Below are 12,890 nucleotides of genomic sequence, written 5' to 3'. Positions count from 1 at the left end.
ACAGCACGGTGGGGCTCCTGGCCTAACCGGTGTGGCCGAGGCGTTCGGGATTGCTGGTTCGGGCTCGGCCGCCGATAGCCTGGTCAGCCGATCAGGTTGTTGCTGTCGGAAAGCTGTCACCGCGCGTGGTGCGGGCTGTGCCCAGCGGTGATCGTCCCTATCCTGACGTGTTCACCGCAGGCTAGCCACGTGGAGTGTCGTGGATCCTCGACAGGTACGACGTCTGGCAGAGCAGTCCGCCAACTTCGGGTTCCTCAAGGAACACCCGCTGCTGGTCTGGTACGGCGCTGGTGCAGAGCTGCTCGTCTATGTCGACGCCCAGTCGGCAATGTTCAAGATTCGCGCCTTCGGCGACGAGATGGCCAAGGATCTCGTCCGGCGTACCGGTGTAAGGCCGCAGCAGAACAACTTCTACCGCCGGGTTGAGGCGCTCTACGCAGACGGCACCCTCGTTCCAGAGATCTACCAAGCGTTCGACCGGCTCCGCGATCAGGGCAACAAGGCCGTACACGATCATCTGGGCGAGGTTCGCGCGGCGCTGGACATGCTGCGTACTGGATTTGAGCTGGGCGTCTGGTTTCATCGGGCCTTGACCGGCGACCGCGCGCCGCTCGGTTTCGTGCCGCCCTCCCCGCCGCCTCAGCAGGTGTCGCTGAGCATCGCCGACGGGCTCCATGCCGAGATCCAGCGCTACAAGGACGAGCTGGCGCAGACAAAGCTTCTGCTGGAGGGCAAGGCGTCGTTGGCGCAGGCCAAGGCGGAGGCGATGGTCGCGGCGGATCGCGCCGTCCGCGATGCCGATGCCCGCCGCGATCAGGCAGCCGTGCTGGTCGCGAGTCTGAAGTCGGCGGCCGAGGCGGAGCAAGCGGCGCTGGACAGCAAGGCGACGGCCAAGGTCTCGGCCGCTCGGCGCGAGGAGTTCATCGCCCGTGCCCGTCGTGCCTCGCACGAACCGCTCAACGAGATCCAGACCCGTGTCGAGATCGACCGGCAGTTGGGCGCGTCCGGCTGGGTTGTGCAGGACGAGAGCCAGATCAACCTTTACGCGGGCACCGGCATCGCCGTGCGGGAGGTGACCCTGGCGACTGGCCGGGCCGACTACCTGCTCTACGTCAACCAGCGGCTGGTCGGCGTGATCGAAGCCAAGCGGGAGGGGACTGCACCGCGCGGTGTCGAAGCGCAGCTCGACCGCTACCTCAACGGCCTCACCGCCGAGCAGAAGCTCGCCGCATGGCGCCGGGACGATCCGCTGCCCTTGGGCTACGTCGCCACGGGAACCGAGACCGCCTTCGTCAACCGGCTCGACCCGTTCCCGCGTACCCGTGAGGTTTTTGCCTTCCATCGGCCCGAGACGTTCGCGCGGTGGATGCGGGAGGCCGACGACGACCCGGCGGCACCGACGTTGCGGGCGCGGCTGCGGCGGATGCCGGCGCTGGACCGACTCGGCCTGCGTCCTGCTCAGGTGGATGCGATCGATGGGCTGGAACGCTCCCTCGCCGAGGATCGGCCGCGCTCGCTGATCCAGATGGCCACGGGCGCTGGCAAGACGTTCACGGCGGTCACCAGTAGCTATCGGCTGCTGAAGCACGCCCGCGCCGCGCGGATCCTATTCCTGGTCGACCGCAACAACCTCGGCAAGCAAACCCTGCGCGAGTACGCGGGTTACCAGACCCCGGACGACGGACGGAAGTTCACCGAACTGCACAACGTCGACCGGCTTTCGGGCACCGGCATGCTCGACTCCTCCGCCGTGGTCATCTCCACGATCCAGCGGCTCTACGGCGCACTGCGCGGCGACGAGTTGCCGGACGTGGATCTCGATGACCGGGCGTACGACGACTACGAGTTGAACGAGCCGGCCGAGGTCGCCTACAACCGGCGCTTTCCGCCGGAGACGTTCGACCTGATCGTGGTCGACGAATGCCACCGCTCGATCTACGGCAAGTGGCGAGGCGTCATCGAGTACTTCGACGCGTTCGTGGTCGGGCTCACGGCCACGCCGGTCAAGCAGACGCTGGGCTTCTTCCAGCAGAACCTGGTCTCGGAGTACACCTACGAGCAGGCGGTCGCCGACGGGGTCAACGTCAGTTTCGACGTGTACCGGATCAAGACGGAGATCACCGAGAGGGGCGCCGACATCGAGGCCGGCACCGTAGTGCCGCTGCGCGACCGGCGCACCCGGGCCGAGCGCTATCAGGAGCTGGAAGACGACTTCACGTACGGCGGCAGCCAGGTCGGCCGCTCGGTGATCTCGAAGGGCCAGCTGAGGCTGGTGCTGGACACGTTCCGGGAACGCCTCTTCACCGAGATCTTCCCCGGGCGGAAGACCGTGCCCAAGACGCTGATCTTCGCCCGCGACGACAACCACGCCGAGGAGATCGTGCAGATGGTCCGACTGGTCTTCGGGCGGGGCAACGACTTCGCCGCGAAGATCACGTACGCCTCCCGCAAGAGTGGCGACAACCCGGACACCCTCATCCAGGCGTTCCGCAACAGCCCGGAGCTGCGCATCGCGGTGACCGTCGACATGATCGCCACCGGCACCGACGTCCGGCCTCTGGAGTGTGTGTTCTTCCTCCGCCCGGTACGCAGCGCCACCTACTTCGAGCAGATGAAGGGTCGTGGCGCTCGCACGATCGACGCCGCCGAGTTCCAGGCTGTCACGCCCGACGCTGAGGTCAAGGACCGGTTCGTCATCGTCGATGCGGTCGGTGTCACCGAAGCGGACCTGGACGAGGCGGTGCCCCTGCAACGCCACACCGAACGGCAGATCTCGCTGCGCGACCTGCTGAAGAAGGCCGGCACGCTGACCGCCGACCCGGACGAGGTGGCCACGCTCGCCGCCCGGCTGGCCCGGCTGGAACAGCAGTTGACCGACGACGAGCGGGCGGAACTGGCCGATCTCGCCGACCAACCACTGACCGGCATCGTGCGGGGCCTGGTCGACGCGGTCGCGCCCGAACAGCTCAACCCGGCCAAGGAAGCTGGCCCGGACGCCGTACGCGACCTGCTGGCCGGCGCGCTGCGCCCGCTCGCAGCGAACCCGCCGCTGCGTGAACGCATCCTGGAGATCCGCCGCGCGCACGACATCACCATCGACGAGGTGAACGCCGACAAGCTGATCTCGGCGGCCGGGGTGCCGCCCGAGGAACGCGCCCAGGTCACAGTGAAGAGCTGGCACGACTATCTGGAGGAACACCGCGACGAGATCAGCGCCTTGCAGGTCTTCTTCGAGGGGCGGGGACGGGTCGGGTACGACCAGCTCAAGGAGTTGGCGTCGCGCATTGCCCGGCCGCCGCAGGCGTGGACGCCGGAATCGCTGTGGAAGTCGTACGTGCTGCTCGGCCGCACCGCGGATTCGGCGGGCAGCAGGGGAGTGACGGATCTTGTCAGCCTCATCCGGTATGAGTTGGGGCTGGATCAGGAGCTGCGCCCGTACCGCAGTCTCGTCGAGGAGCGCTTCCGTGGGTGGCTGCTCCGGCAGGAGCAGGCGGGCGCTACGTTCACTGCCGATCAGGCGTGGTGGTTGGAGAGGATCAAGGACGTGATAGCGGTCAGCGTGGAGATCACCCCGGACGACTTGGAGGGCGCGCCGTTCAGTGAGCGAGGTGGGATCGACGGGTTCGCCGGTGCGTTCGGGAAGCGCGCCGAGCCGCTACTCAACGAACTGAACCAGGAGCTGTCCGCGTGACCGAACTACCCTCCGGCTGGACGGAGACAACGCTTGGGGAGATCGCGGACACGTCCCTCGGCAAGATGCTCGACCGAGGCCAGGGCACCGGGCGGCATCTACGTCCGTACCTTCGTAACGTAAACGTTCAATGGGGTCGCATCGATCAGGTCGACGTGCTGACTATGGACGTGCCGCCTGATCAGGAGGAGCGCTTCCGGGTTCGAGACGGGGATCTCCTCGTCTGTGAAGGCGGTGAGATCGGGCGTTGCGCCATCTGGCGCGGCGGCGATGAGTACATGGCATTTCAGAAGGCCCTACACCGGGTTCGCCCACTCGGGTGCATGGATCCGCAGTATCTGCGCTATGTCCTCGAATACCTCACTTCGCGAGGAGTCCTGGCAAGTTGGGCGACCGGAAGTACCATCAAACATCTCCCGCAGGAGCAGCTCCGACAGTTGCCCATCCCGCTGCCACCACTCGCCGAGCAGCGGCGCATCGTCAACGCTCTTGAAGATGCCCTGTTCAGTCTCGACGCAGGTGTAGCGAACCTTGCCGGGAGCAGCGCGCGGCTCGATTCGTTGAGCAGGGCCTTAATGAAGACCCTGTTAGGTTCAAGCCTGCTTGATCAGCGCAAGTTGGGCGCACTTCTCACCGAGAAGATGATCAATGGCAGGTCGGTGCCTACTCAGGCCGGTGGTTTCCCGGTGCTTCGCCTGACCGCGTTGCGTGGCGATGAGATTGATTTATCGGAGCGCAAATCGGGTGCGTGGAGCCTCGGCGAGGCGCGGCAGTACCTGGTACATCGAGGCGATTTTCTAGTAAGCCGAGGAAATGGATCACTTCGACTGGTTGGGCGTGGAGGGCTGGTATCTCAAGATCCCGACCCTGTCGCCTTCCCGGACACCCTAATTCGAGTTCGGGTGGATAAATCTGCGATTAGGCCCGAATTTTTGGCACTCGTTTGGAATTCGCCTCATGTGCGTCACCAAATCGAGCGGTCGGCGCGTACTACTGCCGGCATTTACAAGGTCAACCAGGCCATACTGTCCGACGTCGCGATTCCCGTGCCGAAGCTCGATGAACAGGACCGAATCATTGCTCGGTGGCAGGCGGCAGCCGAGGAAACACAACGGTTGCGTGCAGCATTGCTGACCGCATCGAAGCGTGCGGCCCAGTTGCGAACTTCGCTGTTATCGACAGCGTTCGTGGGGCGGCTGGTGCCGCAGAACCCCAACGACGAGCCGGCGTCGGATCTACTCGCACGCATCCGAGCCGAACGGGCAGCCGCACCACCTAAGCAGAAGAGGCGCCCTCCGCTTAATAAAAGGGAGCTGGCGGCACCGCCGACCAGGGTGACCGGCGACAACTACCAGCAGGAGGCATTGCCGCTGTGAGCACTGTGGATTCGCGCCGGTTGGTGCAGAAGCTGTGGAACTACTGCGACGTGCTGCGCGACGACGGCGTCTCGACGATCGACTACGTTGAGCAGTTGACGTTCTTGCTCTTCCTTAAGATGGCCGACGAGCGGGCCAACCGGCCGATTCGACCGGAGCAGATCGTGCCCGACGAGCTGAGTTGGCAGACGCTGCTTGATGCGGAGGCTGACGCTCTGGAGGTGCAATACCGGCGGATCCTCACCGAGTTGGCCAAGGAAGACGGCACCCTGGGCACGATCTTCCGCAAGGCGCAGAACAAGATCCAGGACCCGGCGAAGCTTAAGCGGTTGATCGTCGACCTGATCGACAAGGAGCAGTGGTCGCAGGCAGGCGTCGATGTCAAGGGTGACGCCTACGAGGAACTGCTGGCCAAGGGCGCCGAAGACGCCAAGTCCGGTGCCGGCCAGTACTTCACCCCGCGCGCACTGACCGCCGCGATGGTCGACTGCATGCAGCCCACCCCCGACGACACGATCACCGACCCGGCCTGCGGCACGGGCGGGTTCCTGCTCGCCGCGTTCGACCACATTCAGCGGCACTACGGCGCTGAGCTCACCCCGGATCAGCGGCGCCGGCTCGCCAACGGTGCAATCAGCGGTACCGAGTTGGTCGACGGCACCGCTCGACTGGCCGCGATGAACATGCTGCTGCACGGCATCGGCACGCCCAGCGGCGACTCTCTGATCGCGATCAGGGACGCGCTCGGCAGGGAGCCGGACCGCCGCTACAGCCTGGTCCTCGCCAACCCGCCGTTCGGCCGCAGCTCCTCGATCCGGATGGTCGGCGAAGATGGCCGCTCCACCCGCGAAGAACGGGAGATCGAGCGGAACGACTTCTGGGCCACCACCGCCAACAAGCAACTCAACTTCGTCCAGCACATCGCATCGCTTCTGGAGATCGACGGACGGGCCGCCGTCGTCCTGCCGGACAACGTGCTCTTCGAGGGCGGCGCTGGGGAGACCATCCGCCGCCGGCTGCTCAAGCAGTACGACCTGCACACCATGCTGCGCCTGCCCACCGGCATCTTCTACGCCGGCGGGGTGAAGGCCAACGTGCTCTTCTTTGAGCGCAAGCGCGCCCGCGAGGAGCCGTGGACCCAAAAATTCTGGGTGTACGACTTCCGCACCAACCAGCACTTCACGCTCAAGCAGAACCCACTGCGTCGCGAACACCTCCAGGATTTCGTCGACTGTTACCTGCCGGGCAAGGATCGCGCCGAGCGGGTCGAGACCGAGCGGTTCCGGGCGTTCTCCTACGAGGAGTTGATCGCCCGCGACAAGGTGAACCTCGACATCACCTGGCTCAAGGACGCCTCCCTTGAGAACGCCGACGCACTACTGCCGCCGGAAGTGATCGCCCAGGAGATCGTAGAGGATCTGGAAGCGGCGCTACGGGAGTTCGCAGCCATCGCGGAAGCCCTGACCGCGTCGAAGGTGCAGCCGAATCCGAGCTAACTTGTCCGCTCCGTAGTGCTGGTGCGACGAAGGTGGTGGCATGACCGACTCTCCCATTCGTGGTGACGGCTTCACGATCAAGGAGCTATTCAGCCTCTTAAAATTCCGGCTTGATCCGTATCAGCGTGAGTACAGCTGGGGCCGGAAGGACGTCAAAGCGCTGATCGACGACCTGACTGACCACTTCGCTGAAGACTGGATGCCTGGCCATGAACGGCGCGCGGTGCGCCACTATCGGCCGTACTTCCTCGGGCCCTTTGTCTACTACCAGGACGACGAGGTGGCGTCACTTGTCGACGGACAGCAACGGATTACCACGCTGCACCTGCTGCTGTTGCATCTGCGCCGGCTCGCGGTGGAGGCAGAGCGGCCCGAGTATCGGGGCGACGTCGGTGCCCTGGAGCCGCTCATCGCTGACAGCTCATTCGGAGAGCGGGCCTACGCGATCCGCTCCGATGAGCGGACCCCTGTCCTTGATGCGATCTTCGAAGACAAGCCGTTCTCGTTGCCCGCCGACGCGAGCCCGTCGGTCAAGAACCTTCATGAACGCAGCCACGAGCTTGACGGGCTGCTGCCGGAATCCGTCCGCGACGAAGCCCTGCCGCTTTTCATCCATTGGCTGCTCAACCGGGTCTGCCTTGTCGGCATCAACGCCAACAATCGCCGGCAGGGCTGGGAGATCTTCGAGACAATGAATGACCGGGGGGTACAGCTCGGTCCCGCTGATCTTCTGAAGAGCTTCCTGTTGCGACGCGCCAGCAACGGCCACAACCTGCCCCGGTTGGGGGAGGCGTGGGGTGGCATCCTGGCCAGGGTCGACAATCACGCCCCGCAGGCAGCTGCAAAGTTTCTTCAAGCATTGCTCATCGGCCGGTACGCACAGAGCGCCGAGGAGGTCTCCGACATCACGGTATCGTTCCACGGCTGGGTGCAGGAGAATGCTTCGCGTCGAATGAATCTGAATTTTGCGCCGGATTTCGCGCGCTTCATTGAACACGATCTGGCGCGCCTCTCCGGGCGGTACGCCTCACTGCACGCGGCGACGAGCGTCCTGGAGCCCAGTCTCGAACCGCTGTTTCATAATGCCAGGAACGAGATCGACCAGATGCCGTTCCTGCTGGCCGCGATCGACCCTGACGACACCGACGCCCAGTTCCGAGAGAAGGCGTTCCTGGTTGCCGCCTACCTCGACTTGGTGTTCGTCCGGATGGCCGTGAACAACCGGATCGGAAAGCCGGATGATCTGGACACCCACGTCCTGCCGGTGATTCTCGATCTTCGCGCCTGCCCGGACATCGACGCTGTCGCGAAGGTGCTGGGGCGGCGCATAGCTGAGCTGGATGTCGACTTCATCGGGGTCAAGCGGTACGGGCTGCGAGCGGACAACCGATCTCAGGTCAGGTACCTGCTCGCACGACTGACGGCCTTCGTGGAGACCGAGTGTGGCCGACCGAACGAGATCGCCCGGTATCTCGACAAGGATGAGCCGTTCGAGATCGAACATATTTGGGCGAACAAGTTCGAACGGCACCAGCCCGAGGTTAAGACCGAGTCGGTCTTCCGGGTGCAGCGCAATCGGATCGGCGCACTGCTGCTGCTCAGGAAGTCTCATAACGCCAGCTATCAGGACGCCCCGTATGAGCAGAAAATCGAATGGTACCGCGGCCAGAATCACCTCGCGGCGTCGCTGCACAAAGCTACCCAGGAACGTAACCGACCCTTCACGGAGGGAGTGATCAAAAAATATCGGCTGGAGAAGATCTTCCATCCGGTGGCCAGGTTCGACATGTCAGCCATCGAGCTGCGACAGCAGCTCTACGAGCGCTTATGCGAGATCGTCTGGGACCCGAAGCGGCTCGGTTTCAACCTGCCGCCCACTGTCGCGCGGCAGGTGGTCGAGCAGAGCGACGTTCCCGTCGCTGTCCCTGCTCAGCGCGTGTCTGCCGCCGTAGCCAGACGTACCCGGGCTCACTTCGGTGGCGTTACCGTCGCAAGACTTGTCACTGTCGGGGCGCTCAGCGTTGGTGAGGAGTTGGTTCTCACCTACAAGCGCGATCGTTACCTCGCGCATGTGAATGAAGCCGGTCAAATCGAGTTGGAGAGCGGGGAAGCGTTCGAGTCACCCTCCCCGGCCGGGTCGACTGCCACCGGTAAGCCGACAATCAACGGCTGGAGCGCATGGAAGGTGCGGCGGGGCGACGGCCTGACGCCACTGCACGATGTGCGGGCGGATGCGTTGTCGCGTGGCCTGCTTGAGGTGGCGACGTAGGGGTGCTCGCTCAGTCCGATCCGAGCAACGTGCTCGTGTCGTTAACGACTGGTGGTGCGATTCGGTAGGCTCCCTGGTATGACCGGATCGGTGAGCAAGAAGTCGTTCTCGCTTCCGCAGGACGTGGCCGAGCGCCTGGAGCGTGAGCCCAACGCCAGCGCGTACGTAGTCGACACGATTCGGGCACGGATGCGCGCTGAGGATCTCGACGCCGAGTTGGCCCGCCGAGGCATGACCGTGACGGCGGAGGGACAGGCCCGTGCCAGGGCCCGACGCGCTCAGGTCGAGCAGGAATGGTCGCCTGGTCGACGCGCCGCACTACGTGACCGTTCGCGCCGCGCGGCAGCGGAGATGCTCGACGGCTCCGGCAGCCAGGCCCCAGCGGCATGACGACTCCCGAGGCGCCGTCGGTCCGGCTGATACTGGACCGGTCCGCGTTGCTCGCCTACGTGGCCGGGTCCATGGATGTCGCCGAACCCATCCACGAGGTTGCCCAGGACGGGGTCCGGTTCGGTGTGCCGGCGGTGGTCGTGGCCGAGGCGCTGGCCGTGGTGGACGATCCGGGTGATCGGACGGTGCTGCACCGACTGCTCGAACGTCCCGCCTGCGCGGTGCTGCCGACGTGGGGTGAGGACTGGCAGGAGTTGGCGTACTGGCGCTTGGTCACTGGTCGCGTTGACCTTGCTGCTGCGGTGATGGCTGTCCTGGAGCACGATGCCTCGGTGCTGACCGGCGAGGGTAAGGCGTACGGCGACGGCGGTGACCTCCCGGTCATCCGCTTTCCTGCCTAGAGGGTCGCCGAGGGTTCCGGGGCGCGCGTTCGATGACGACGAGGGGGATCTCGCGGTCGGTGCCCTTCTGGTAGCGCTCGTACGTCGGGAAGACCTTCGTCATCACCGGCCACAGCCGGGCCCGCTCCTCGCCCGTCGCCGTGCGGGCCCGACCGGCGATGCGCTCGGGGCCGACCTGGATCTCCACCACCGGGTCGGCGCTCAGGTTCAGGTACCAGGCGGGGTGCTTGTCCGCGCCTCCGTTGGACGCCACCAGCAGGTGGTTGTCACCGTCGCGGCCGTACATCAGAGCGGTGCGGCGCAGGGCGCCCGTGCGGCGTCCGCGGGTGGTGAGCAGCAGCGACGGTACGCCGTGGTAGGTGCCGCCGTCGGCGCCGTCGGTCTCGACGTACCGCTGGATGTGCTTGGCCACCCAGCCGACCGGGCTGTCCTCGATCGTTTCGTGCTGCTCCTGCGCGGTCATCGCTTCGCCTCCTTCATCGGGCCTGTCCGCTGGGGGAGGGCAGGCCGGTGAGTCATCAAGATGACTCACCGGCATCAGGCTTTCACGGGACTTGGCCTCCAGTTGCGTGGGGCCAGGACCGAGGGGGTCATCCGCGCGAGCGCGGCAGGCAGCACTTCTTGTATTTCGCCCCGGACCCGCACCAGCAGGCGTCGTTGCGCCCGGGCGGCCAGGCTCTGAGGTCGGGGCCGGTGAGCGAGTCGGCGTACTCGTCCTGGGTTTCCTCGTCGGTGGGGTCGCTGCCCTCGCGTTCGGCGAAGGCCGACAACCCGGCGACGGAGCCGACGACCACGCCCAGGTCGGCGCCGCCCAGCCCGGATGCGTCGACGAGGGCGCGTTCGGTCTGAGCGCGGTGCTCGTCCCAGCTGGCGGGGTAGCTGTCGGCGAGGGCGGGCCAGCGCAGCAGCAGCGCGCCGAACTCCGCCTGCGGCCAGAACAGCAGCGTCGCGGGGCCCTCGTCCAGTGCGTCGAGCGCGTGGTCGCTCGCGGCGCGCAGCCGGTCGGCGAGGTTGTCGTACTCGTCGTGCGGGAGGCCCATCTCCTCGCGCAGGTTGTGCCGCCGCTGCGTCAGGCCGTAGATCATGGCCGCGGCCTCGTCCTGGGCGTCCTCGGATTCGTGCTGCTGGTTGCGGGTCCGTTCCAGGATCGCGTCGAGCGCCCCGGTCAGCCATTCCAGCGCCAGCTCGGGTTGGCCGGCTTCGGCCAGCTCGTCGACCAGGTACGTGGCGTTGGGGTTGGTCTCCAGCAGCGGGCGCAGGGCGGTCAGCTCGGCCATGCCCTCGTCGGAGCGGCCGAGGCGCAGCAGCAGACCGCCGCGCACCGAGCGGGCGTACGCGTCCTCGTCGGGCTGTTCGGCGATGGCGCGGGTGGCCAGCGCGAGCGCGTCGGCCAGGTCGCCGGCCTGCTCCAGGATGTCCGCGGCGACCAGCAGGGCGTACGCGGTGTCGTCGGGGTCGGCGACCCGCCCCTCGTCGACGGCGCCCACCAGCTCGGCGACCAGCGCGGCCGGGTCCGGGCTCTCGAAGCCCAGGGAGCCGATCTCCTCGATGCGGTCGGTGGTCAGCAACTCGGGCATGTGGGCATCCTGAAGAGCGGCGAGTGGTGGACGGGGAAGCGGCCAGCGTACTCCCGGACATGGTGGAGCCCGGGCGGCGAACCGCCCGGGCTCCGACACGTTCCCTCAGCGGGTAGCGGGCATGGTGGCGAACTCGCCGGCTAGCTCGGACTCGACGATCGTCGTGGCGGACGGCCGGGGACCGGCCGCCTTCCGCCGGGCGGACGGGACGGCGAGGGCCGCGAGCGCGGCGGCCAGCGCGATGGCCGTGAGGACCAGAAACCCCATCGTGAAGCCGGCCTCCCGGGGCAGGCCGTTGGCCTGCGGGTTCGCGGTGATCACACCGCTGACCACTGCGGCGCCGATCGCGCCTCCGATGGTGCGGATGTTGGCGTTCATGCCGGTGGCCACGCCGGTCTGGCTGGCGGGCACGCTGGCGACGATCAGGTTGGCCATCGACGCGAAGGCCAGGCCGATGCCGAGGCCGACCAGTCCACCGGCGATGGCGACCTCCCAGCGGGTGTCGTGCGCGACGGCGAGCATCGCGGAGGCGGCCACGTTGAACGTGGCACCGGTGGCGAGCTGCGCCTTGGCGCTGAAGACCGCCTGGAGTCGGCCGGCGACGATGCCGGCGACGAACATCGCGCTGACCATCGGCAGCATGAGCAGACCGGCCTGGCTGATGCTCGCGCCGAAGCCGTAACCGGCGGCGGTCGGGGTCTGCAGGAACTGGGGGAGGAAGGCGTACACGGAGAACATCGACGCGCCGTAGAGCAGGGCGACCAGGTTGGTGGTCCAGACGCCGGGCAGGCGCATCATCCGCATGTCGATCAGCGGGTTGGGCGACCGCACCTCGGCGACCAGCCAGCCGACCAGCAGCACCACGGCGAGGGCCAGCAGGCCGAGCACCCGGGGGCTGGTCCAGCCCCACGCCGCGCCCTGGCTGATCGGCAGCAGCAACGCGACCAGCCAGCCGGAGAGCAGCACTGTCGCTCGCCAGTCGATGCGACCGGGGGTGCGGACCGGGGACTCGGGGACGAAGAGGTGGGCGGCCACGGCGGTCAGCCCGACCACGACCATCGGGATCCAGAACAGCCAGCGGTAGTCGAGCGTGCTGACGATCGGGCCGGCCAGCACGATGCCCAGGCCACCGCCGACGGCGACGATCGCCGAGATGGCGGCCACGGCCGTGGAGACCCGCGCGGCGGGGAACTCGTCGCGGATGATGCCGAACGACAGCGGGAAGACCGCTCCGCCGATGCCCTGCACGACCCGGGCGATGATGAGGACGCCGATGTTCGGCGCGATGGCGGCCAGCAGGCAGCCGAGGGCGAGCGCGGCGAGCGCGACGACCAGCATCCGCTCCTTGCCGACCATGTCGCCGACCCGTCCGAGGATCGGCGTGAAGATCGACGCGGAGAGCAGGTAGGCGGTCAGGACCCAGGTCACTGTGTTCTGGGAGGTGTGCAGATCGTGCTGGATGGTCGGCAGCACCGGGGTGATCAACGACTGGAGCATCGCGAAGAACCCGGCACCGGCGGCGAGCACGGTGAAGGTGAGCCGACGCGAGCTGCGTCGGGAGGTCACTGCCACGAGAGAAGACTCCTGATAACGGTACGGAAGGAGGTTTGTCACCCGTCGTCTGTGGCGGGCTGGCTGTCGGGTCCGGGCGATCGGGTGGCCAGGCGGATCGGGAGGGTCCCCAGGTAAG

9 protein-coding genes are annotated in these 12,890 nt (G+C 66.7%); 6 read left to right on the top strand and 3 right to left on the bottom strand.

The annotated features are described in order from the left end of the window. Positions 1-199 precede the first annotated feature (199 nt). The 6 genes from CLT68_RS29660 to CLT68_RS29635 all read left to right on the top strand — a co-directional run bounded on the left by CLT68_RS29660 (position 200) and on the right by CLT68_RS29635 (position 9,623). Entirely contained in the window at positions 200-3,691 is a 3,492-nt protein-coding gene (locus tag CLT68_RS29660; RefSeq protein WP_099855932.1) for a DEAD/DEAH box helicase family protein, read from the top strand. Further along, positions 3,688-5,067: a restriction endonuclease subunit S gene (locus CLT68_RS29655; protein WP_099855931.1), complete on the top strand. Its 1,380-nt coding sequence runs from the start codon at positions 3,688-3,690 to the stop codon at positions 5,065-5,067. The genes CLT68_RS29660 and CLT68_RS29655 overlap by 4 nt, the downstream gene beginning before the upstream one ends. Next, positions 5,064-6,563: an HsdM family class I SAM-dependent methyltransferase gene (locus CLT68_RS29650; protein WP_099855929.1), complete on the top strand. Its 1,500-nt coding sequence runs from the start codon at positions 5,064-5,066 to the stop codon at positions 6,561-6,563. Before CLT68_RS29655 ends, CLT68_RS29650 begins: the two co-directional genes overlap by 4 nt. Positions 6,564-6,603: 40 nt before the next feature. Beyond that, complete coding sequence (locus CLT68_RS29645; RefSeq protein WP_099855928.1) at positions 6,604-8,832, top strand: GmrSD restriction endonuclease domain-containing protein; 2,229 nt, start codon at positions 6,604-6,606, stop codon at positions 8,830-8,832. A gap of 78 nt (positions 8,833-8,910) precedes the next feature. Beyond that, positions 8,911-9,222, top strand: coding sequence for a hypothetical protein (locus CLT68_RS29640; protein ID WP_099855926.1), 312 nt, complete (start codon positions 8,911-8,913; stop codon positions 9,220-9,222). Beyond that, positions 9,219-9,623 (top strand): hypothetical protein, encoded by a 405-nt coding sequence (locus tag CLT68_RS29635; protein WP_099855924.1) that lies wholly within the window; start codon positions 9,219-9,221, stop codon positions 9,621-9,623. The genes CLT68_RS29640 and CLT68_RS29635 overlap by 4 nt, the downstream gene beginning before the upstream one ends. Here the strand turns inward: CLT68_RS29635 and CLT68_RS29630 are convergent. The 3 genes from CLT68_RS29630 to CLT68_RS29620 all read right to left on the bottom strand — a co-directional run bounded on the left by CLT68_RS29630 (position 9,604) and on the right by CLT68_RS29620 (position 12,772). Further along, on the bottom strand, positions 9,604-10,086 hold the full coding sequence (locus tag CLT68_RS29630) for a nitroreductase family deazaflavin-dependent oxidoreductase (RefSeq protein ID WP_099855922.1): 483 nt from the start codon (positions 10,084-10,086) through the stop codon (positions 9,604-9,606). The two genes, CLT68_RS29635 and CLT68_RS29630, sit on opposite strands and share 20 nt — an antisense overlap. A 127-nt stretch (positions 10,087-10,213) precedes the next feature. Continuing rightward, the gene (locus CLT68_RS29625; protein WP_099855920.1) at positions 10,214-11,200 is read right to left on the bottom strand and encodes an SEC-C metal-binding domain-containing protein; all 987 of its coding nucleotides are present in this window, start codon (positions 11,198-11,200) and stop codon (positions 10,214-10,216) included. 105 nt (positions 11,201-11,305) lie between these two features. Next, entirely contained in the window at positions 11,306-12,772 is a 1,467-nt protein-coding gene (locus CLT68_RS29620) for an MFS transporter (RefSeq protein ID WP_099855918.1), read from the bottom strand. Positions 12,773-12,890 lie beyond the last annotated feature (118 nt).

It is taken from the genome of Micromonospora sp. CNZ299, assembly GCF_002754415.1.
This window is presented reverse-complemented; position numbering and strand designations above follow the sequence as displayed.